The sequence below is a fragment of the Nocardioides sp. genome, assembly GCF_035697785.1.
GTDB lineage: Bacteria > Actinomycetota > Actinomycetes > Propionibacteriales > Nocardioidaceae > Nocardioides_B.
On record NZ_DASSCL010000125.1, the window covers coordinates 1 to 20,512 of the forward strand.

Consider the following 20,512-nt stretch of genomic DNA (forward strand, 5'->3'; position numbering starts at 1 on the left):
GAGAAGGTCCGCGTCTACGTGCCCTACGGCCTGGAGTGGTACGGCTACCTGATGAGACGTCTCGCCGAGCGGCCGAGCAACCTGACATTCTTCCTGCACTCGTTGGTGTCCAAGAAGTAGTTCCAGCTGGTCGACCCGGTCGAGCCCGTCGAGACCCAGGAGGTCACATGACCGTCGCCATCCTCGGAGCCGGGGTCATGGGCGAGACGCTCCTGTCCGGCCTGATCCGGGCCGGCCGCCGGGTCGACGACCTGCTCGTCGGCGAGAAGCGACACGAGCGCGCCAACGAGCTCAACGAGCGGTACGGCGTGACGGTGATCGGCAACGTCGAGGCGGCGCAGAAGGCCGACACCCTGGCCCTCGTGGTGAAGCCGCAGGACATGGGCGACCTGCTCGTCGAGATCGCCCCGCACGTGCGGCCCGGCCAGCTCGTGGTCTCTCTCGCCGCCGGCATCACGACCGCGTTCATCGAGTCCCGGCTCCCCGACGGTGTCGCCGTGGTGCGCGTCATGCCCAACACCCCCGCGCTCGTCGACGAGGGGATGGCCGCGATCTCGCGCGGCTCCCACTGCGACGAGTCGCACCTCGAGGAGGCCGAGGCGCTGATGGCGTCGACCGGTCACGTGCTCCGGGTGCCGGAGCGACAGCAGGACGCCGTCACCGCGATCAGTGGGTCGGGACCGGGCTACCTGTTCTTCGTCGTCGAGTCGATGATCGAGGCCGGCGTGCACCTCGGCCTGCCCCGCGGCACCGCCACCGAGCTGGTGGTGCAGACCATGGTCGGGTCGGCCAAGCTGCTCCGCGAGACCGGGGAGCACCCGACGGTGCTGCGCGAGCGGGTGACCTCACCCGGGGGTACGACGGCCGCGGCGATCCGCGAGCTCGAGGACCACAAGGTGCGCGCGGCGTTCCTCACCGCCATGGAGGCCGCACGCAACCGGTCCCGAGCGCTCGCCGAGGGCCTCGACTAGAGCCCCATCGCCTCCCGCGCGGCCGCGAGCACCGGTGCTGTCACCTCGCGGCAGTGCGCCGCCCCGGCCGCGAACACGTCCTCTACGTACATCGGGTCGGCGGCGAGTGCGGCGTACCTCCGCTGCACGGGCTCCAGCACCGCGACAGCCGCGTCGGTGGCCAGCTTCTTCAGCGCGCCGTACGTCGGGACGCCGTCCGCCGCCTCCTCCGGGGACGTGCCGGTGCAGGCGGCGACCAGGTCGAGCAGGTTCGTGACGCCGGGCTTGGCGTCCCGGTCGACACGCACCGCGGACGGCCCGGTGTCGGAGTCCGTCACCGCGCGGGCGATCTTGCGGCGCACGACGTCCGGGTCGTCGAGCAGCCGGATCACTCCAGCGCCCTCGCGCGTGGACTTGCTCATCTTGCGAGTCGGGTCGGCGAGGTCCATCACGCGCGCCCCGGCCGGCGGCACGGTGATCTCCGGGACCGTGAACACCGGGCCGTAGGTGAGGTTGAACCGTTGCGCGACGTCGCGGGCCAGCTCGACGTGCTGGCGCTGGTCGTCGCCGACGGGCACGTGGGTCGGCCGGTAGAGCAGGATGTCGGACGCCATCAGCACCGGGTAGGTGTGCAGCGACGCACGTGTCATCGGCCTGCCGCGGCCCTTCTCCTTGAACTGGATCATCCGGTTCAGCTCGCCGACGTAGGTCGTGCACTCCAGCAGGTAGGCGAGCTCTGCGTGCGCGGGCACGCTGCTCTGCCGGAACAGCGTCGCCCGGGTCGGGTCCAGCCCGCAGGCCAGCATCAGCACCCGGAACTCCGCGATCAGATCGCGCAGGGTCGTCGGGTCGTGCGCCGTCGTCATGGCGTGCAGGTCGGAGATGCCGTAGTAGCAGGTGGCGTCGTCCTGCTGCGCCGCCATCGGCCGAAGGGCGCCGAGGTAGTTGCCGAGGGTCAGGTGGCCGCTCGGGGTGAGCAGGCTCAGCCGGGTGTGGGACATCGCGTCTCCTTCGAGGGAGTGGTCGCCCACGGAGACGTCGCGAATGCGAACGGCCGCCCGGGGGCGGCCGTGGTCAGTGCTGTGGTGCGCGCTGGTGGGGTCCGCCTACGAGGCGGGCCACCAGAGGTTGCGGTTCGTGCGCACGAGAGCGAGTGTACGCCGAAACCGGGGTGCACCGACCGGGTCCGATGTGCGACCGTCCCGCCATGGACCTGTCCACGGCCGTGACGTTCGTGGGCGCCGTGCTGCTCATCTCGGCGTCGCCCGGCCCGGCGATGGCGCTGATCCTGCGGCGCGCCGCGCTGGGTGGCTTCCGCGGCGCGGTGGCGACGGTCCTCGGCCTCGAGCTCGGGCTCTACCTGTGGGCCCTCGCGGCGGCCGCCGGCTTCGCCGCACTGGTGGCGGCGTCCGAGGCGGCGTACCTCGCGCTGAAGGTCGTCGGCGCCGGTGTGCTGATCTGGCTGGGCCTCAGGGCGTGGCGGGCGGCCTGGCGTGAGCGGGTCTCGACGGGCTCGACCACCGAAGCCGGCTCGACCACCGAAGCCGGCCCGACCACCGAAGCCGGCCCGACCACCGAGGCAGTCACGCGCTCGACCACCGGCGGGCTGCGCTGGTTCGCCGAGGGGCTCGTCGTGCAGCTGGCCAACCCCAAGGCCGCGGTGTTCATGCTCGCGTTCTACCCGCAGTTCGTCCCCGCCGACCGACCCCTGTTCGCGACGACCGCCTGGCTGGCGCTCGTGCAGGTCGTCCTGGAGACCGGCTTCTACCTCGCCCTGGCCGCGGGCGTCGCCCGCGCCGGACGTTGGTTCCGCACGCCGAGGGTGCGCCGCCGGGTCGAGGCGGTGAGCGGGACCGTCCTGGTGGCGCTCGGGCTGCGTCTGGCGGTCTCGACCGGGCGGTAGTGTCACCGACATGGCCGGCCCCGCCTGCGTCGTCTTCGACGAGACCCTCACCAACTACGACTTCGGGCCGACCCACCCCATGTCGCCGCTCCGGGTGGACCTGACCATCCGGCTGGCCGAGGAGCTCGGCGTGCTCGGTGCCGGGCTGCCGGCGGTTCCGGCCCCCGTCGCGGCGGACGACGTGCTGCGAACTGTGCACGGTGAGGAGTACCTGGCCGCGGTGAAGCGGCTCAGCGACGACCCCTACCAGGTCGACGAGCGGCACGGGCTCGGCTCGGCCGACAACCCGACGTTCGAGGGCATGCACCAGGCGTCCGCGCACGTCGTCGGCGCCACGGTCGAGGCCTGCCGCCGGGTCTGGGAGGGCGACAGCGTGCACGCGGCCAACATCGCGGGCGGGCTGCACCACGCGATGGCCGACAAGGCCAGCGGCTTCTGCGTCTACAACGACGTCGCGGTCGGGATCAGGTGGCTGCTCGACCACGGTGCCGAACGGGTCGCCTACGTCGACGTCGACGTGCACCACGGCGACGGCGTCGAGGCCCTGTTCTACGACGACCCGCGTGTGCTCACCGTCAGCCTCCACGAGACCGGTCAGATGCTGTTCCCCGGCACGGGCTTCCCGACCGACACCGGCGGCGCCGGCGCCGAGGGGAGTGCCGCCAACCTCGCCCTCCCGCCGGGTACGTCGGACGCCGGCTGGCTGCGCGCCTTCCACGCGTTCGTGCCGCAGCTGGTGCGCGAGTTCAAGCCCGACGTGCTGGTCACCCAACACGGCTGCGACTCCCACATCGAGGACCCGCTCGCGCACCTGATGCTGACCGTCGACGGACAGCGGGCCAGCTACCTCGCGCTGCACGACCTCGCCCACGAGGTGTGCGACGGCAAGTGGGTGGTCACCGGCGGTGGCGGCTACGCCATCGTCGACGTGGTGCCGCGGGCGTGGTCACACCTGCTCGCCATCGTGGCCGGCGCCCCGCTCGACCCGCATACCGCGACGCCCGACGGCTGGCGGGCGCACGTGCAGACCCTGCTCGGTCGCACCGCGCCGTTCCGGATGACCGACGGACGAACTCCGGCGTACCGGGACTGGTCGGGAGGATACGACCCGTCGAGCTGGCTGGACCGGGCGATCAACGCCAGTCGGGACGCGGTCTTCCCCCTCAACGGTCTTGACCCGCTCCCGTAGCGGCGGGACTCTGGTGGTGTCAGAGGGCTTACGTGACTCAGAGTGACTCAAGGCGACACGCGGGGGCAAAAGTAAAAATTGGACAAGAGTCAACCTCTTCCCCATTCGTCACACTAGGCTCTATTCTCACGAGAAGCACATACGCATGGTCTCCGGTGGGGAAGCCGGAGGCGGAATGTGCTGCGAGAGAGCGGTGCATGATGGCTTCAAACCCCTCCTCCGGGGACATCTCGGAGGTGAAGTTCCTGACGGTCGCCGAAGTGGCGACGGTCATGCGCGTGTCCAAGATGACGGTCTACCGTCTGGTCCACTCCGGCGAGCTGCCTGCCGTCCGGGTCGGCCGTTCGTTCCGCGTCCCCGAAGACGCGGTCAACGAGTACCTGAGGAAGAGCTTCTTCCAGACCGGCTGAGCGACACAGGCAGGTCCGGACAGCCAGACGGACAGAGTGTGAAAGAGCCGCCCCGCAGCCTGCGGGGCGGCTCTTCTGTGCGCGGCCGGTTGGGAGGCCGACGGGCACCCGTGCCGGCGTGGGGTCAGAACCGGGTGAAGTTCGCGGCGGTGACCCACGCGCCGGTGGAGTCGGTGTACGCGCCGACACCGATGCGCTTGGCGTGCTTGCTGAGCAGCACCTTGCGGTGCGGAGGGGACTGCATCCAGAGGCGGACCAGGTGGTCCGGGCTGATCGCACCCTTCCCGAGCGTCTCCCCGGCGTAGTGGGCGCCGCAGCGGTCGATGATGTCGCCCATGCTCTGGTGGTAGAACTCGTGGCTCTCCGCGAGCTTCAGCGCCCACCGCTCGGCGGTGCCGTCGGTGCACGACTCGAGGGACAGCTTGGCCAGACCGTGCTGCCCGCGACGCTCGTTGATGAGCTGCTGCACCTTGTGCTCGTAGGTGTCGCTGCTCAGCGACATCACCCGGGTGTCGGCGCTGGCCGAGGCCGTCGTGACGGCGGCCAGCCCGGCGGACGCGACGACGATCGTGAGGATGGAGGCGAGGGCCGCGACGATGGTTCCCGCGGCACCGCGACGCGCGGAGCGGACAGCATGCATGTCCAAGACCCCTCCCAAGGTCTCAGGCAGTGACCGCCCGGTTCCTCCCAGGACCCGGGCCCGCCACCTGTCGGGTAGCTGTTGGTGCGGGCCCGCGTGAGGTGCGCTCGGCGGGGCCCGGCACCTAGGAGTGTCGGCAGCCGAGGCCCCGGACTTGAGACCTGCCCGGCCGGGGACGGGCGCAGACCGTTAGGCTGGGTCTTTCCTGCCGCGTGGGATCCTCCCGCGCAGCCGCCGTCCGCTCGCACACGAAAAGGTCCACAGTGGGTTCCGTCATCAAGAAGCGCCGCAAGCGCATGGCCAAGAAGAAGCACCGCAAGCTCCTGAAGAAGACGCGCATCCAGCGTCGTCGCCAGGGCAAGTAACCCCCTTCCCGGCCACAGGTCCGCTCGTGGGACGCGTCGTACTCGTCACCGGGGTCTCGCTGGACCTCGGCGGCCGTTTCGCGCGCCGCATCGCGGCCGACCCGACCGTCGGGCGGGTGATCGGCGTCGACGTCGTCCCGCCCCCGGGTGACCTCGGTCCCGTCGGGTTCGTGCGCGCCGACATCCGCAACCCGGTCATCGCCAAGGTGATCGCCGGGCAGGAGGTCGACACCGTCGTCCACCTGAGCGTGCAGCCCGGCGTCGGACGCTCCTCCGGTGGCCGGTCGACCACCAAGGAGCACAACGTCATCGGGACGATGCAGCTCCTCGCCGCGTGCCAGAAGGCGCCTGGCCTCGAGCGGCTCGTGGTCCGCTCCTCCGCGGACGTCTACGGCAGCTCGAGCCGCGACCCCGCGATGTTCACCGAGGACATGGACGGCAAGCGCCTGCCCCGGTCGGGCTTCGCCAAGGACGTCCTCGAGGTCGAGAGTTACGTCCGCGGCTTCGCGCGCCGTCGTCCCGACGTCGCCGTGACCATGCTGCGGCCCGCGGCTCTGCTGGGGCGCCGCGAGGAGTCCCCGTTGACGCACTACTTCAGGCTCCCCGTGGTCCCGACTCCGCTGGGGTACGACGCGCGGCTGCAGTTCCTCCACGAGGATGACTTCCTCGACGCGCTGGTTCACGCAGCCGTCGACGGCGTGCACGGCACCTTCAACGTCGCGGGGGCCGGCGTGCTGATGCTCTCCCAGGCGCTGCGGCGTCTCGGCCGACCGACCGTGCCCGTCCCTGGCTTCCTGCTCGACGGACTCGGCTCGGCACTCAAGCAGGCCGGGGTGCCCGTGCCGTCTCGCGAGCTGACCAGCTATCTCACCTTCGGTCGTGGTCTCGACACCACCCGGATGCGCACCATGCTGGGGTTCACCCCGGCGCACACCACCGAGGAGGCCTTCGCGGACTTCGCCCGGTGGGTAAGCCCCGGCCTGCTGCCGCTGCCGCGGCAGGCCACCGCGACCCAGGGCGCACCGATCGAGACGGAGGTCGGCCTTGGCTGACGCGGACGTGATCCCCCTCGGCACTCGGGGACGGCCCGGGCGGGGCAGCGGCAGCGCCAAGCCCTCCTCGGCCGCGCGCAGCCTGGCCGGTCCCGCGTCCTCCCGGTCGCGGCCGGCGCAGAGGCCTGCCCGCAAGAACGCCCAGGAGGAGACCTCGAAGGACACCCAGGAGTTCCCTCAGGAAGTACAGGAGTCCTTCCCGGTGACGGCCGCCGACGAGACCGCGGCTGCCGAGCGGGATCGGGTCGCCGCAGCCGAGGCAGACGAGACGGCGACCCCGCGTGCCGAGTCGGTGACCGAGCGTGAGCCCCGCGACGGCATCCCCTACGGCGACTGGCTGGCGGCGTTCTCCTCGGCGGCGGTCGAGGTCTTCGGGGAGCGCTGGGAGGGCCGGCTCGCCGAGTTTCTCGCGTTCCTCCGGCGCCGGGTCACCGGTGACTACGCCGTCGACGAGTACGGCTTCGACCCCGAGGTCACCGAGCGGTTCCTGCTGGCCGCGATCCGGCCGATCGCCCACAAGTGGTTCCGCGTCGAGGTGCGCGGCATCGAGAACATCCCGACCGACGGGGGCGCGCTCGTCGTCTCCAACCACTCGGGCACCGTTCCCGTCGACGGGCTGGTGACCATGGTCTCGGTGCACGACCACACCGGCCGCAACCTGCGGCCCCTGGGCGCCGACCTGGTCTTCCGGATGCCGGTGGTGGGCGAGATCGCGCGCAAGGCCGGTGTCACCCTGGCGTGCAACGAGGACGCCCAGCGGATGTTGGCGGGTGGTGAGCTCGTGGGCGTCTGGCCGGAGGGTTTCAAGGGCATCGGCAAGCCCTACTCCGAGCGCTACCGGCTGCAGCGCTTCGGCCGCGGGGGCTTTGTCTCGGCCGCGCTGCGCACCGGGGTGCCGATCGTGCCGTGCGCCGTGGTGGGCGCCGAGGAGATCTACCCGCTGGTCGGCAACGTGCCGGCCCTGGCGCGGCTGCTGGGGGTGCCCTACATCCCGATCACGCCGTTCTTCCCCTGGCTGGGGCCGCTCGGCATGGTGCCGCTGCCCTCGAAGTGGCTGATCGAGTTCGGGGAGCCGATCCGCACCGACTCCTACGACGAGGGCGCCGCCGACGACCCGATGCTGGTGTTCAACGTGACCGACCAGGTCCGCGAGACGATCCAGCAGACGCTCTACACGCTGCTGATGCAGCGCCGCTCGGTCTTCTACTGACCGGTTCGCGCGCCGTCGCTCGGGCGGCGCGTCAGGGCAGCAGCGAGCCGGAACCGGAGCCGGGCAGCAGACCGGAGCCGGTGCTTGGCTGCGGATCGGGTAGCAGCGTTGCCACCACCCCGCTGAGGCCGTCGGTGATCGAGCCGACGGTGCCGTCGACCGTGTCCCGGAGCCCGGCCGTGGTGTCCTCGAGCTTCTTCTTGCCGGACTCCGTCACGTCCTGCGGCGACGGCAGCGGGGAGGACCCGCCGGGCGAGGTGCCGCCGCCGTCTCCCGGGTCCGTGCCGGTGAGGCCGTCGGTCAGCCCGTCCGTCGCCCCTCCGGTCGCCCCGCCGAGGACGGAGCCGGGGCCGTCGGTCCCGCCGGACCGCGGGCCGCCCGCCTTCCCGTCCTTCGGCAGCATGCTCTTCGGGACCAGGAACGGATGGCTGTTGTCGAGCCGGGCGGGGTCGACCGAGGTCAGCGCCCGGTCCGCCTCGGTGGCGACCAGGAGCGCTCCCGGGACCTCGACCACGGGCAGGTCACTCGCGCAGGTGGAGCACAGTGCGGCGGCACGCCGATCGATGTCGCGCAGCGCCAGGGCGGCATCGGTGAGCTCCTCCTGGGTCTCGGGCGGTGCCGTCGCCGCGAGGTCCTGCAGGGAGCCGATGCCCTCGGCGGTGAACTCGCGGACGGACCGGACGGTGTCGGGGTCGCGGGTCTCCTGGTAGGCGTCGAGCAGGAGGCCGGAGCCCTGCTCGGCCTGGGCGGTGAAGTCCTGCACGGCCTTCGGCACGCGCGTGGTGGCGGCGACCGAGTCGTCGGACAGCAGGGCATCGACCTCGGAGAGCCGGCCGTTGGCCTGGCGCAGCAGGTCGCGACCCTTGCCGGCCGGGCTGATCGAGACACCGGCCTCGACCCGCTCGATGCCGCGTTTCACCGGGTAGAGCGCGTCGCCGGGGAGTGCGTTCTGCGCGGCCGCGGCCATCCCGGCGCTACCACCGAGCAGCACGACGGCGGAGGCGGCCGCGACCAGTCGGCGCTCGCGACGCCCGCGGGGTCGCGTGGGCAGCACGAGGACGGAGTCGGGGGTCATCACCTCGGCGGCCTCGGCCATCAGGCGGGACCGGAGGTCGGCGGCGAACTCGGCGCGGGGCACCGCCTGGGGGTCGTCGGCAGCCTGGGAGCGCAGCGTGCCGACCAGGTCGACGAGCGGGCGGAGCTCCTCGCGGACCTCCCGATGGGGTGCCCGGTGGGGTGCACTGACCGCCGCGTCGAACTCCTCGGCGCGCCGCTGCGCGCTGAAAAGGGCGGTCATCGGTTGTGTCCTGTCTCGAGCGGGTGGTCCCTCAGCTCAGACAACGACCGGCAGGCATGCGAGGTTACGGCCCCCGGCCGTCCGGGACGGACCAGCTGCGCAACCGGCTGACGGAGGCTCATCGCAGGCCCTCCGGCATCAGCTTCGCGAGGTTCCGCACGCCGCGCAGCTGCAGCTGCTTGACGGCGCCGTCGCTGCGACCGAGAACCTTCGCCGTCTCGGCGATCGACAGTCCCTGCAGGAACCGCATGACCAGGCACTCCTGCTGCTCGTCCGGCAGCTCGGTGAGCGCCGCGAGCAGTGCCTCGTTGGTCAGCTGGGCGAGGACCGACGTCTCCGGCCCCTCGGTCGGGGCGTCGTGCGCGGACATGTCCTCGGTGGTGAGCTCGAGGCGGGTGCGTCCGGACTTGAAGTGGTCGGCGGCGAGGTTGCGGGCGATCGTCATCAGCCAGGCGCCGAAGTCCTTGCCCTGCCAGCGGAACGAGCCCATGCTGCGCAGCGCCCGGAAGAAGGTCTCCGACATCAGGTCCTCGGCCAGGGGCACCGACCCGACCCGGTAGTACAGGAAGCGGTAGACCGACGCGTGGTAGTGGTCGTAGAGCATCCCGAACGCCTCGGTGTCCCCGGTGCGGGCCAGCTCGACCAGCGCGATCAGCCGGCTGGCCTCGGCCTCGTCCTCCTCCGAGGAGACCGCCAGACCGGCGTCGGGGTCGGTGTCCGGGCCGCGGGGCGGGCCGGACGACGAGCCGCGCGGCTCGACCCCGACGGCCTCGCTGAGCAGCCAAACTGCGTTCGTCGACCTCCGGTCGGGCACCGGACGACCGGCCGCGCAGAGGGCCGGCTCGAGGGCAGGGGTCAGCGCCTCCCACACGGCCCGACGCAGTGCGTCGAGGCCGCGCTGCAGCTGCGCCTCACGCGTCGACAAAAAGGACTCCCTCCCCGGCCGCGCGCCGCGCCCGGGCTCCCGATCCCCCGCAGGACAGTGCCCCAGCGTAGGTGTCCACCGGCGGTTTGTGAACCGGTGAGTAACTAGCAGTTGCAGGCCGTGCGGCGTGTCTCCTGTCACAGGATGGTTCCAACCCGCCGACGCCGCCAAACCCCCTCAGCCCACTCGGCGGCGGATTGCGACCGCCGCCGCGACGCTCCCCGTGGCGGCACCGGCGAGGCCCGCCATCACGAGCCCGGCGCGCGCCGCCTTGCGCCCGGTGCGGTAGTCGCGGATCCGCCAGCCCTGGGCGCGGGCGTGGTCGCGCAGCCTGGAGTCGGGGTTGATCGCGCACGGGTCGCCAACGAGGCTCAGCATCGGCAGGTCGTTGTAGGAGTCGGAGTACGCCGAGCAGCGGCCGAGGTCGAGACCCTCCCGCTCGGCGAGCGCCTTGACCGCCTCGGCCTTGGCGGGGCCGTGGAGCATGTCACCGACCAGCCGGCCGGTGTAGACGCCGTCGTCGTGCTCGGAGACGGTGCCGAGCGCGCCGGTGAGGCCGAGCCGCCGGGAGATGATCGTGGCGATCTCGACCGGCGCCGCGGTGACCAGCCAGACCCGTTGCCCCTGGTCGAGGTGCAGCTGCGCGAGCGCCCGCGTGCCCGGCCAGATCCGGTGCGCCATCGCCTCGTCGAAGATCTCCTCGCCCAGGGCCTCGAGCTCGGTGACCTTGTGGCCCTTGATGAACGCCAGCGCCGACGCCCTGGCCTCGGCCATGTGCTCCGGGTCCTCGACGCCGACGATCCGGAAGTGGGCCTGCTTCCACGCGGCGCTCGCGATCTCGCGGGTGGTGAAGAACTTGCGGCGGTGCAGACCCTTCGCGAGGTGGAAGATCGACGCGCCCTGCATGACGGTGTTGTCGACGTCGAAGAACGCCGCGGCGGTCGGGTCCGGGGGTGTCGCCAGCGAGCTCTCCACCTCCGCGGCGGCCGCCGACGCCTCGCCGGCCAGCACCGACCGGCTGCGCAGGTCGACGGCGCGAGCGGGCTTGGCGTCGCGTCGTCGACGACTCTGGGCGGCGTTCACGCCCCCAGCGTAGGGCGTGCTCGGCGCACCTCCTGAGGGGTCCCGGGGTCCGCCGAGGCGTGTGCCAGACTCGCCGCGTGAGTGTCCACGTGCCCGACCTCGTGCGCGCCGCGGCGAGTGCCTCGCCGGACCGGGTCGCGGTCGTCGAGGCGAGCGGGCGGCGGGTGACGTGGGCCGAGCTCGACGCGGAGGTCGACGCGGTCGCCCACGGGCTCAACGACCACGGGCTGGTCGCCGGCTACCGCGTGGTCGTCGCCACCGCCAACCGGCTCGAGTTCGTGACCGGCTACCTCGGCGCGCTGCGCGCCCGCCTGGTCGCGGTGCCGGTGAACCCGCGCTCGGCGACCGGCGAGATGGTCCGGATGATCGCGGACAGCGGCGCTCGGCTCGTCCTGGCCGACCCCGACACCGTCGCCACCGTCCGGCAGGCGGTCGCGGGACTGGAGGACGCCCTGGTGGGCGCCGACGAGGAGCTGCGCCGTCGGGCCGTGGTGCCGCGCATCGTGGTGGTCGGAGCGCCGACCCTGCCCGGCGAGACGGCCTACCCCGACCTGCTCACGTCGCCCGCGGTGGCGCTGCCGCCGTCGGAGGACCCCGAGGCGCTCGCGGTGCTCCTCTACACCAGCGGTACGTCGGGGCGCCCGCGCGCGGCGATGCTCACCCACCGGGCGCTGATGGCCAACATCGAGCAGGCCGCCTCGGTCCGGCCGCCGATGATCGACCGCGACGACGTCGTCCTCGGGGTGCTCCCGCTGTTCCACGTCTACGGCCTCAATGCCGTGCTGGGCCAGGTGCTCCGGCAGGCCTGCCGCCTGGTGCTCGTCGACGGGTTCGACGTCGACGGGTCGCTGACCCTGATCGAGGACGAAGCCGTCACCGTCGTACCCGTGGCTCCTCCGGTCCTCGCCTACTGGATGTCCGTCCCGGACCTGCGCGAGCGACTGAGCGGCGTGCGGATGGTGCTCTCGGGCTCGGCGCCGCTCTCGCCCGAGCTGGTGCGGGCGTTCACCGAGCGCAGCGGGGTCGCGGTCCAGCAGGGCTACGGGCTCACCGAGGCCGCCCCGATCGTCACCTCGACGTTGTGCAGCGTCGCGGCCGGACCAGGGTCGGTGGGGGCCGCGCTGCCCGGGGTCGAGCTGCGGCTCGTGGACGAGGCCGGCGGCCGGCCCGGCGGCGAGGACCCGGGTGAGATCCAGGTCCGCGGCGACAACCTGTTCAGCGGCTACTGGCCCGACGGTGAGGACGGGCCGGACAGCGACGGCTGGTTCGCGACCGGTGACGTCGGGTTCCTGGACTCCGACGGCGACCTCTTCCTGGTGGACCGGCTCAAGGAGCTGGTCATCGTGTCCGGGTTCAACGTGTACCCGGTGGAGGTCGAGGAGGTCGTCACCGAGCTCGAGCAGGTCGCCGAGGCGGCCGTGATCGGCGCGGCGGACGAGCGGACCGGCGAGGCGGTCGTCGCCTACGTCCGGCGGGCGCCGTCGGTGTCCATGACCGACGACGAGCTGGCGGACCTGGTCCGCGAGCACTGTGCGACCCGGCTGGCCCGCTTCAAGCAGCCGAGCCAGGTCCACGTGGTCGACGAGCTTCCGCACACGGTCACCGGCAAGGTGGCCAAGGGACGGCTCCGGGACGTCCAGCGGCGCCGCAACGCCGGTCTGCTGGAGTGACCGGGCCATGACGACGCATGGTCCCGACGCCAGCACCGAGCTCGGCGAGACCCCGCCCCGCGTCCTGCTCTACTCCAAGCCCGGCTGCCACCTCTGCGACGAGGCCCGCGCCGTCATCGAGACGGTCTGCGCGGAGCTGGGGGAGCAGTACGACGAGGTCGACATCAGCTCGTCGGAGGCCCTGACGAGCCGCTACGGGGAGGAGATCCCGGTGACCCTCGTCGACGGGGTGCAGCACGACTACTGGCGGGTCGACCCGGAGCGCCTGCGTTCCGCCCTCACCGGCGCTGTCTAGACCGTCTTGGATCCCCGGGGGCTACCACACCTTCCGCGCCGGCTCCCGGGTGGGGCATCTCACAGCCGGCGTCCGCCGTTACCGCTCGGTTTGTTCCCACGTTCACAAACTCCTAAAGTGAGCCACGCTGCCGGCCTCCGCGGCCCGAGACACGGGGTCCCCCGCGGCCATCGGCAGCCCAGTAGGTGTCCAGTAGGAGTGTCGTGACCCCACGCAGCACCCGGAACGGAACCCCCGCCGACGGGGTCTCCCGGCCGACCGCTGCCAAGACACCGGCCGCGCATGCACGCGCCGGCGAGCGCGGCATCCCCGAGGCCACCGTCGCCCGGCTGCCGGTCTACCTCCGGGCCCTCATCACGCTGGCCGAGCGCGGCACCGCCACCTGCTCCAGCGAGGAGCTGGCCACCGCCGCCGGGGTCAACAGCGCCAAGCTGCGCAAGGACCTCTCCTACCTGGGCTCCTACGGCACCCGCGGCGTCGGCTACGACGTGGAGTACCTCCGCTACCAGATCGCCCGCGAGATCGGCGTGACCCAGGACTGGCCCGTGGTCATCGTCGGCATCGGAAACCTCGGACACGCCCTGGCCAACTACAGCGGCTTCAGCTCCCGCGGCTTCCGGATCGCCGCCCTCCTCGACGCCGACCCCGCCCGCGCCGGCGACCGGGTCGGCGACCTCCTGGTCAGCGACTTCGACCAGGTCGAGGCCGTGGTCGCCGAGCACGGCGTGGCCATCGGCGTGATCGCGACCCCCGCGCCCGCGGCCCAGGACGTCTGCGACCGGCTCGTCGCCGCCGGCGTCACCAGCATCCTCAACTTCGCGCCGACCGTGCTGTCGGTGCCCGAGGGCGTCGACGTGCGCAAGGTCGACCTCTCCATCGAGCTGCAGATCCTCGCCTACCACGAGCAGCGCAAGGCGCTGGCCGACGGCCGCGCCGTCGGCCTGCTCGACGAGCTGGCCTCCGACCTGCCCGGGGTGGTGGCCCGATGAGCGTCCTCGTCGTCGGGGTGTCCCACAAGACCGCGCCGGTGTCCGTGCTCGAGCGCGTGGCGCTCGACGCCGCGGGCGTCGACAAGCTCGTGCAGGCGGTGGCGGTCTCCGAGCACGTCACCGAGGCGACCGCGCTGGCCACCTGCAACCGGGTCGAGATCTACGCCGAGGTCGACCGGTTCCACGGCAGCGTCGAGGCGGTCTCCCGGATGCTGTGCGAGCTCACCGACGATCGCCCGGAGGACGTCGTGCCGCACCTCTACGTGCACTACGACGACGGCGCGGTCTCGCACCTGTTCCACGTCGCGGCCGGGCTCGACTCCATGGTGGTCGGCGAGGGCCAGATCCTCGGCCAGACCCGTGAGGCGCTGCGAGTCGGGCAGGAGGGCGGCACCATCGGGCCCGCGCTCAACACCCTGTTCCAGCAGGCCCTCCGGGTCGGCAAGCGGGTGCACGCCGAGACCGACATCGACCGGGCCGCCCCGTCGCTCGTGTCCGTGGCGCTCGACCGGGCCGAGGACGTGGTCGGCAGCCTCGACGGCAAGAGGGTGATGGTCGTCGGCGCCGGTTCGATGGCCGGCCTCGCCGTTGCCACAGTGCGTCGCCGAGGTGCCGCGAACGTCGTGGTGGCGAGCCGCACCCACGCACATGCCGCCCGGCTCGCGACGCAGTACGCCGGGCGCGCCGTACCCCTCGCCGACGTGCAGCAGGAGATCGCGGCCGCCGACCTGCTCGTCTCGTGCACCGGCGCCACCGGCGTCGTGCTCCCGCTGTCCACGGTCGCCGCGGCCCGTCAGCGTGCCGAGGGTCCGTTGGCGATCATCGACCTGGCCCTCCCTCACGACGTGGACCCGGCGGTGGCCGATCTCCCGGACGTCGAGCTGATCGGCCTGGCGCGGCTGGCCGACGAGCTTCACGCCGGCGAGATCGCGGCCGACGTGGAGGCGGTCCGGGACGTCGTCAACGAGGAGGTGACCGCCTTCCTCACCGCCCGCCGCTCCTCTGCCGTCACCCCTACCGTGGTGGCGCTTCGCACGATGGCGACCGGCGTGGTGGACGCCGAGATGGCCCGGCTGGCCAGCCGGCTTCCCGACCTCGAGCCCGAGGTGCGCGACGAGGTCGAGCACGCCGTACGCCGGGTCGCCGACAAGCTGCTGCACCAGCCCACCGTGCGCGTCAAGGAGCTCGCCAACGAGACCGGAGCGGTGTCCTACGCCGCGGCGCTCGCCGAGCTGTTCTCGCTCGACCCCGACGCCGTCGAGGCAGTCACCCGGGTGGCGGTCCCCGAGGAGCCGAGGAGACGTCCCGAGGACGACGACGAACCTGCCCTCGGCGGGGCCGAGGCGGCTCGAAGGGAGGGGGTCACGTGACCCGGCCGATCCGCGTGGGCACCCGCGCCTCCCAGCTCGCCCGCACCCAGTCCGGGCACGTCGCCGACGCCCTGCGCGCCGCGCTCGGCCGCGACGTCGTGCTCGTCGAGGTCAGCACCGAGGGCGACGTGTCCAGCGCGCCGTTGGCCTCCTTCGGTGGGGTGGGGGTGTTCGTCAGCGCCCTGCGCGACGCCCTGCTCCGCGGTGACGTCGACGTCGCCGTGCACTCCCTCAAGGACCTGCCCACCGCTCCGCACGACGGCATCGCGCTCGCGGCGATCCCGCAACGAGAGGACCCGCGCGACGTGGTGGTCGCCCGTGACGGTCTCACCCTGGGTGAGCTCCCCCAGGGTGCCCGCGTGGGCACCGGGTCCCCGCGCCGGGCCGCCCAGCTGCAAGCGCTCGGTCTCGGTTTCGTCGTGGCCGGGATCCGTGGCAACGTGGACACCCGGATCCGCAAGGTCTCCGAGGGTGAGTTCGACGCGGTCGTCCTGGCCCGGGCGGGCATCGCCCGGCTCGGTCGGCTCGACGAGGTCACCGAGGTGCTCGACCCGATCCAGATGCTCCCGGCCCCCGGCCAGGGTGCCCTGGCGGTGGAGTGCCGAGCCGACGACACCGAGCTGGTGGCGGAGGTCTCGGGGGCGCTCGACGACCGGCACACCAGGGCCGCCGTCACCGCGGAGCGCACCGTGCTCGCCGACCTCGAGGCCGGCTGCTCCGCGCCCGTCGGCGCGCTGGCCGAGGTGGCCGACGGCGACGACGACGAGGAGCTGTGGGTCCGGGCGGTGGCGCTGTCGCACGACGGCGGCCTCTCGATCCGCCGGTCGGCGACCGGGACGCCGTCCGACCCGGTCGAGGTCGGCCACCGTCTCGCCAAGGAGATGTTGACCGACGGGGCGGGAACACTCATCGAGGAGGGCCGAGCGTGACCGGAGCAGCGAAGAGGACGGCTCCCAAGAAGGCAGCACAGCCGCGGACGGCGAGGAAGACGTCGGCCCGGAGCACGACCACACGCAAGACCGTGCAGAAGAAGAGCACACCGACAGCCGGCAGGAAGACAGACATGAGCGGCACCAAGACGGGTTCGCAGTCCAGCGCGCCCCTCAACCAGAAGAGCAAGAAGGCGACTGTGAGCAAGACGGTGACGAAGACCTCCAAGACCGCCGCCACCTCCAAGGCGGCCCGCACGACCAGGGCCTCGGCACCCACCGGGTTCGTGTCGTTCGTGGGCTCCGGCCCGGGCGACCCGGAGCTGCTGACGGTCCGCGCCGCCGACCTGCTCCGCGCCGCCGAGGTCGTGGTCACCGAGGCGCCCGAGCACGCCGCGCTGGTGGCCTCGCTCGCGCCTGCGGCCGAGGTCGTCGACGGCGGCTTCGGCACCGACGGTCAGCCGCTGACCCACGCGGGCCGCGCCAAGGTGGTGGTCAAGCAGGCCAAGACCGGCCGCCGCGTGGTCCGGCTGATGGCCGGCGACCCGTTCGTCTACGCCTCCGGTCCCGAGGAGGCCCAGGCCTGCGTCAAGGCCGGCGTCGGCTTCGAGATCGTGCCCGGGGTCAGCTCGGTGACCGCCGTCCCGGCGTACGCCGGCGTGCCGCTGACCGACAAGAAGCACCGTGAGGTCGCGGTGGTGAACTGCTCCGAGGCCCGGATCGACTGGTCCGCCTACGCCGACGACCGGACGCTCGTGCTGCTGTCCGCCGTCGGCGCCATCGGCGAGGTGGCCAAGGCGCTCGTCGACGCGGGCCGTGACGCCGCGACCCCGGTCGCGATGACCCGCGTGGGCACCACCACCGAGCAGGAGACCGTGGTCTCCACCCTCGAGCGGATCGCCGCCGACGCGCGCGCCGCCCGCATGTCGCCGCCCGCGGTGATCGTCGTCGGCGACGTGGTTGACCTGCGCACCACGCTGTCCTGGTTCGAGACCAAGCCGCTGTTCGGCTGGCGCGTCCTGGTGCCACGCACCAAGGAGCAGGCCGGCTCGTTGTCCGCACGCCTGCGCGGCTTCGGAGCGGTGCCGGAGGAGGTGCCGACGATCTCCGTCGAGCCGCCGCGCAACCCGCAGCAGATGGACAAGGCCATCCGCGGTCTGGTCGAGGGTCGCTACGAGTGGATCGCGTTCACCTCGGTCAACGCGGTCCGGGCGGTCCGCGAGAAGTTCGAGGAGTACGGCCTCGACGCGCGGGCGTTCTCCGGCCTGAAGATCGCCGCCGTCGGCGAGAAGACCGCCGCCTCGATCGAGGCGTGGGGCCTGCGTGCCGACCTGGTCCCCTCCGGTGAGCAGTCCGCCCGCGGCCTGCTCGAGGACTGGCCGCCGTACGACGACGTGCTCGACCCGATCAACCGGGTCTTCCTGCCGCGCGCCGACATCGCGACCGAGACACTCGTGGCCGGTCTGCTCGAGCTCGGCTGGGAGGTCGATGACGTGACCGCCTACCGGACGGTGCGGGCCACCCCGCCGCCGGCCCCGGTGCGCGAGGCGATCAAGACCGGCAAGTTCGACGCGGTCGTGTTCACCTCGTCGTCCACGGTGCGCAACCTCGTCGGCATCGCCGGCAAGCCGCACCCGTCGACGGTCATCGCCGTGATCGGCCCGGCGACTGCCAAGACCGCCGAGGAGCACGGCCTCCGGGTCGACGTCCTCGCGGCCGAGCCGTCGGTCGAGGTCCTGGTCGATGCACTCGCCGACTTCGGCGGGGCCCGACGCGCCGCGATGCTCGAGGCCGGTCAGCCGGTCACCAAGCCGTCCGAGCGTCGTCCCTCCGCGCGCCGCAAGGCCACCTGAGCACCGCCGTGGTTGCGACGACGGGTCCCGGCTTCCCGGAGGTGCGGATGCGGCGGCTGCGCCGCACCGCCGCCCTGCGCGAGCTCGTGGCCGAGACCACGCTCGAGCCGCGCCGGCTGGTGCTGCCGGCCTTCGTGCGTGAGGGGATCTCCGAGCCGGCGCCGATCTCGACCATGCCCGGGGTGGTCCAGCACACCCGCGACACCCTGCGGAAGGCCGCCGCCGAGGCGGCGGACCTCGGCCTCGGCGGGATCATGCTCTTCGGCATACCGGCCACGAAGGACGCCCGCGGCAGCGGAGCGGTCGACCCCCAGGGGATCCTCAACGTCGCGATCGCGGACGTCGTGGCCGAGGTGGGTGACGCCCTCCCCGTGATGGCGGACCTGTGCCTCGACGAGTTCACCGACCACGGCCACTGCGGCCTGCTCACCCAGCACGGCACGGTCGACAACGACGCGACCCTGGAGGTGTACGCCGAGATGGCGCTCGTCCAGGCCGCAGCCGGGGTGGACCTGGTCGGGCCGAGCGGCATGATGGACGGACAGGTGGCGGCGATCCGGGCGGCGCTCGACGGTGCCTCCCGCCAGGACGTCGCGATCCTCGCCTACTCCACGAAGTACGCCTCGGCCTTCTACGGTCCGTTCCGCGAGGCGGTGGACTCGTCGTTGCAGGGGGACCGGAAGACCTACCAGCAGGACGCGCGCAACGTGACCGAGGGCGTGCGCGAGGCGCGGCTCGACGTCGCCGAGGGCGCCGACCTCGTGATGGTGAAGCCGGCGCTGGCCTACCTCGACGTGCTACGCGCCGTGCGCGACGCGGTGGACGTGCCGGTCGCGGCGTACAACATCTCCGGCGAGTACGCCATGGTCGAGGCGGCCGCAGCCAACGGCTGGATCGATCGCGAGCCGGCGATCCTGGAGACGCTGACATCGATCCGGCGCGCCGGCGCGGACGTGGTGCTGACCTACTGGGCCGCCGAGGCGGCCCGCCTGCTCGAGCGCTGAGCGTCAGCCGAGCCCGCCCGGCAGGTCCGGCACCCCGGGCAGCGGAGGCGGGTTCAGCAGCGACGCGAGGAGGTTCTGCACGGCCTGCGCGCCACCGTTGAGGTAGGCGTTGATGCACTGCTGCAGGGGAGCCTGCGCGGCGTTCTGCTGGCAGTACTGCGTCGCCTCCTGCAGCGGCGTGAGCACCGGCTCGAGCGGGGGCGGTGGAGCCGGCAGGTCGGGCAGCGGGCTGTCAGGCAGGCCACCACCACCACCTCCTCCACCACCGGTGCCGCCACCGCCTCCGGTGCCGCCCGAGCCACCACCAGGGGCGGGTGCCGGAGCCGGTGCGGGGGTCGGCGCCGTGGGCGCCGGGTCGGAGGTGTCGCCACCGCCGCCGTTGCCGCCACCGCCGGTGCTGCCACCACCGGAGCCGGAGCCACGTGGACCGGCCTGGGCGCCCGGCTTCGTGGCCCTCGGACCGGACTTGGCCGGCACGGTGTCGGGGTCGGCGCTGAACGTCGCCGGCGCGGCACTGCCGTTGGGCACGGCCGAGAACTCGCCGTCGGCGTACGCCTGCATGATCGAGAGCACCAGGTCGACGTAGTCCTGGCTGTGGTTGTAGCGGTAGACCGCCGCCCGCCGGCCCTGGTCCGTCGCGAGGTCCTCCTCGCCCGAGCACAGGTAGACGGCCGTGGCCAGCGCCGCGTCGTCGATGTCTTGCGGGTTGCGCACGCCGTCGCCGTCACCGTCGACACCCACGACCGACCACGTCGACGGGATGAACTGCATCGGACCGACCGCGCGGTCGACGACGGGGTCGTCGTCGATCTCGCCCGCGTCGGTGTCGGAGATCTTGGCGGTGCCGTTGCGGCCGTCGAGCGGGATGCCGTAGATGCCCGGGGCGCTGACGCCCTCGTCGGTCAGCTTGTTGCCGCCGTAGCGGCCGTGGTCGGACTCGACGCGGCCGATCGCCGCGATCAGGGTCCAGTCGAGGTGACAGGTCGCGTCGGCGGTGCCGATCACCTGGGCCGCGCGCTGGTAGGCCGACAGGGCAGCGTCGGGGATGCCGTGAGTCGACTCGCCGGCCACGATCTGCCGCGCCGAGCCGTTGGGGACGCCCGGGGCGATCTCCCCTGGCACGGACACGCTGGCCGGGGCCTCGACCGCCTGGCTCGGGATGCTGGTGCCGTCGGGGAGCCGGCCGTCCTCGGCCGCGCTGGCGGTGGTGGTCGTGCCGGCCAGGCTCGCCGTCCAGGCGCCCGAGAGCAGCGCGAGCGGCACGAGGGCCGTGGCCTTCTGCCACGTCATCAGTCCCCTGTGCGACATCGGTCCCTTCCCGGATCCCTTGCCGTCCCTGGCTGCGCCTGCACGCGTTGCATACCCGGGACTCCCCTCT

General features: G+C 72.6%; 20 protein-coding genes. 14 read left to right on the forward strand and 6 right to left on the reverse strand.

The window, feature by feature from the left end:
• Positions 1-167 precede the first annotated feature (167 nt).
• Positions 168-971: a pyrroline-5-carboxylate reductase gene (proC, locus tag VFH10_RS13430; RefSeq protein WP_325129347.1), complete on the forward strand. Its 804-nt coding sequence runs from the start codon at positions 168-170 to the stop codon at positions 969-971.
• Here the strand turns inward: proC and trpS are convergent.
• Positions 968-1,951, reverse strand: a complete 984-nt coding sequence (gene trpS, locus VFH10_RS13435; protein WP_325129349.1) for a tryptophan--tRNA ligase — start codon at positions 1,949-1,951, stop codon at positions 968-970. The genes proC and trpS overlap by 4 nt on opposite strands.
• Before the next feature lie 206 nt (positions 1,952-2,157).
• Here trpS and VFH10_RS13440 point away from each other — a divergent pair, with 206 nt between their 5' ends.
• The 3 genes from VFH10_RS13440 (at position 2,158) to VFH10_RS13450 (ending at position 4,452) form a co-directional block, all read left to right on the forward strand.
• A complete protein-coding gene (locus VFH10_RS13440) occupies positions 2,158-2,853 on the forward strand; it encodes a LysE family translocator (protein ID WP_325129350.1) in 696 nt (231 codons plus the stop codon).
• A gap of 10 nt (positions 2,854-2,863) precedes the next feature.
• A complete protein-coding gene (locus VFH10_RS13445; RefSeq protein ID WP_325129351.1) occupies positions 2,864-4,042 on the forward strand; it encodes an acetoin utilization protein AcuC in 1,179 nt (392 codons plus the stop codon).
• 200 nt (positions 4,043-4,242) lie between these two features.
• Positions 4,243-4,452 carry a helix-turn-helix domain-containing protein gene (locus VFH10_RS13450; protein ID WP_325129353.1) on the forward strand — a complete coding sequence of 70 codons (210 nt, stop codon included), beginning with the start codon at positions 4,243-4,245 and terminating at the stop codon, positions 4,450-4,452.
• A gap of 124 nt (positions 4,453-4,576) precedes the next feature.
• Here VFH10_RS13450 and VFH10_RS13455 read toward each other — a convergent pair whose 3' ends face one another.
• Positions 4,577-5,092 carry a CAP domain-containing protein gene (locus VFH10_RS13455; RefSeq protein ID WP_325129355.1) on the reverse strand — a complete coding sequence of 172 codons (516 nt, stop codon included), beginning with the start codon at positions 5,090-5,092 and terminating at the stop codon, positions 4,577-4,579.
• Positions 5,093-5,355: 263 nt separating this feature from the next.
• Here VFH10_RS13455 and VFH10_RS13460 point away from each other — a divergent pair, with 263 nt between their 5' ends.
• The 3 genes from VFH10_RS13460 to VFH10_RS13470 are packed head-to-tail and all read left to right on the forward strand — an operon-like array spanning position 5,356 to position 7,719.
• Positions 5,356-5,457 (forward strand): 30S ribosomal protein bS22, encoded by a 102-nt coding sequence (locus VFH10_RS13460; RefSeq protein WP_013161846.1) that lies wholly within the window; start codon positions 5,356-5,358, stop codon positions 5,455-5,457.
• Positions 5,458-5,483: 26 nt separating this feature from the next.
• Complete coding sequence (locus tag VFH10_RS13465; protein ID WP_325129394.1) at positions 5,484-6,509, forward strand: NAD-dependent epimerase/dehydratase family protein; 1,026 nt, start codon at positions 5,484-5,486, stop codon at positions 6,507-6,509.
• Positions 6,502-7,719 carry a lysophospholipid acyltransferase family protein gene (locus VFH10_RS13470; protein WP_325129396.1) on the forward strand — a complete coding sequence of 406 codons (1,218 nt, stop codon included), beginning with the start codon at positions 6,502-6,504 and terminating at the stop codon, positions 7,717-7,719. The genes VFH10_RS13465 and VFH10_RS13470 overlap by 8 nt, the downstream gene beginning before the upstream one ends.
• A 31-nt stretch (positions 7,720-7,750) precedes the next feature.
• On the opposite strand, the gene VFH10_RS13475 is transcribed toward VFH10_RS13470, so the two are convergent.
• The 3 genes from VFH10_RS13475 to VFH10_RS13485 form a co-directional block, all read right to left on the reverse strand.
• Positions 7,751-9,016, reverse strand: a complete 1,266-nt coding sequence (locus VFH10_RS13475) for a DUF5667 domain-containing protein (protein ID WP_325129397.1) — start codon at positions 9,014-9,016, stop codon at positions 7,751-7,753.
• Between the two features lie 118 nt (positions 9,017-9,134).
• Positions 9,135-9,941 carry a sigma-70 family RNA polymerase sigma factor gene (locus tag VFH10_RS13480; RefSeq protein ID WP_325129398.1) on the reverse strand — a complete coding sequence of 269 codons (807 nt, stop codon included), beginning with the start codon at positions 9,939-9,941 and terminating at the stop codon, positions 9,135-9,137.
• 177 nt (positions 9,942-10,118) lie between these two features.
• Complete coding sequence (locus VFH10_RS13485; RefSeq protein WP_325129399.1) at positions 10,119-11,024, reverse strand: HAD-IB family hydrolase; 906 nt, start codon at positions 11,022-11,024, stop codon at positions 10,119-10,121.
• Between the two features lie 77 nt (positions 11,025-11,101).
• On the opposite strand from VFH10_RS13485, the gene VFH10_RS13490 reads away from it, so the two are divergent.
• From VFH10_RS13490 to hemB, 7 genes are all read left to right on the forward strand, one after another.
• Positions 11,102-12,694 (forward strand): class I adenylate-forming enzyme family protein, encoded by a 1,593-nt coding sequence (locus VFH10_RS13490; protein ID WP_325129400.1) that lies wholly within the window; start codon positions 11,102-11,104, stop codon positions 12,692-12,694.
• A 7-nt stretch (positions 12,695-12,701) separates the two neighbouring features.
• Positions 12,702-12,989, forward strand: a complete 288-nt coding sequence (locus VFH10_RS13495) for a glutaredoxin family protein (protein ID WP_325129401.1) — start codon at positions 12,702-12,704, stop codon at positions 12,987-12,989.
• A 305-nt stretch (positions 12,990-13,294) separates the two neighbouring features.
• Positions 13,295-13,978, forward strand: coding sequence for a redox-sensing transcriptional repressor Rex (locus VFH10_RS13500; RefSeq protein ID WP_414689871.1), 684 nt, complete (start codon positions 13,295-13,297; stop codon positions 13,976-13,978).
• Positions 13,975-15,348 carry a glutamyl-tRNA reductase gene (locus VFH10_RS13505; RefSeq protein WP_325129404.1) on the forward strand — a complete coding sequence of 458 codons (1,374 nt, stop codon included), beginning with the start codon at positions 13,975-13,977 and terminating at the stop codon, positions 15,346-15,348. The genes VFH10_RS13500 and VFH10_RS13505 overlap by 4 nt, the downstream gene beginning before the upstream one ends.
• Positions 15,345-16,277, forward strand: coding sequence for a hydroxymethylbilane synthase (gene hemC / locus VFH10_RS13510; RefSeq protein WP_325129406.1), 933 nt, complete (start codon positions 15,345-15,347; stop codon positions 16,275-16,277). Before VFH10_RS13505 ends, hemC begins: the two co-directional genes overlap by 4 nt.
• Before the next feature lie 134 nt (positions 16,278-16,411).
• A complete protein-coding gene (gene cobA / locus VFH10_RS13515) occupies positions 16,412-18,130 on the forward strand; it encodes a uroporphyrinogen-III C-methyltransferase (RefSeq protein ID WP_325129408.1) in 1,719 nt (572 codons plus the stop codon).
• Between the two features lie 47 nt (positions 18,131-18,177).
• Positions 18,178-19,134 carry a porphobilinogen synthase gene (gene hemB, locus VFH10_RS13520; protein ID WP_325129424.1) on the forward strand — a complete coding sequence of 319 codons (957 nt, stop codon included), beginning with the start codon at positions 18,178-18,180 and terminating at the stop codon, positions 19,132-19,134.
• A 3-nt stretch (positions 19,135-19,137) separates the two neighbouring features.
• On the opposite strand, the gene VFH10_RS13525 is transcribed toward hemB, so the two are convergent.
• Positions 19,138-20,424, reverse strand: coding sequence for a lytic murein transglycosylase (locus tag VFH10_RS13525; RefSeq protein ID WP_325129409.1), 1,287 nt, complete (start codon positions 20,422-20,424; stop codon positions 19,138-19,140).
• Between the last annotated feature and the right edge of the window lie 88 nt (positions 20,425-20,512).

Bases quoted from the DNA above. Each gene is read 5' to 3' on its own strand.
- proC (WP_325129347.1), top strand. From the start codon at position 168: ATGACCGTCGCCATCCTCGGAGCCGGGGTCATGGGCGAGACGCTCCTG.
- trpS (WP_325129349.1), bottom strand. From the start codon at position 1,951: ATGTCCCACACCCGGCTGAGCCTGCTCACCCCGAGCGGCCACCTGACC.
- VFH10_RS13440 (WP_325129350.1), top strand. From the start codon at position 2,158: ATGGACCTGTCCACGGCCGTGACGTTCGTGGGCGCCGTGCTGCTCATC.
- VFH10_RS13445 (WP_325129351.1), top strand. From the start codon at position 2,864: ATGGCCGGCCCCGCCTGCGTCGTCTTCGACGAGACCCTCACCAACTAC.
- VFH10_RS13450 (WP_325129353.1), top strand. From the start codon at position 4,243: ATGGCTTCAAACCCCTCCTCCGGGGACATCTCGGAGGTGAAGTTCCTG.
- VFH10_RS13455 (WP_325129355.1), bottom strand. From the start codon at position 5,092: ATGCATGCTGTCCGCTCCGCGCGTCGCGGTGCCGCGGGAACCATCGTC.
- VFH10_RS13475 (WP_325129397.1), bottom strand. From the start codon at position 9,016: ATGACCGCCCTTTTCAGCGCGCAGCGGCGCGCCGAGGAGTTCGACGCG.
- VFH10_RS13495 (WP_325129401.1), top strand. From the start codon at position 12,702: ATGACGACGCATGGTCCCGACGCCAGCACCGAGCTCGGCGAGACCCCG.
- VFH10_RS13505 (WP_325129404.1), top strand. From the start codon at position 13,975: ATGAGCGTCCTCGTCGTCGGGGTGTCCCACAAGACCGCGCCGGTGTCC.
- cobA (WP_325129408.1), top strand. From the start codon at position 16,412: ATGAGCGGCACCAAGACGGGTTCGCAGTCCAGCGCGCCCCTCAACCAG.
- hemB (WP_325129424.1), top strand. From the start codon at position 18,178: ATGCGGCGGCTGCGCCGCACCGCCGCCCTGCGCGAGCTCGTGGCCGAG.
- VFH10_RS13525 (WP_325129409.1), bottom strand. From the start codon at position 20,424: ATGACGTGGCAGAAGGCCACGGCCCTCGTGCCGCTCGCGCTGCTCTCG.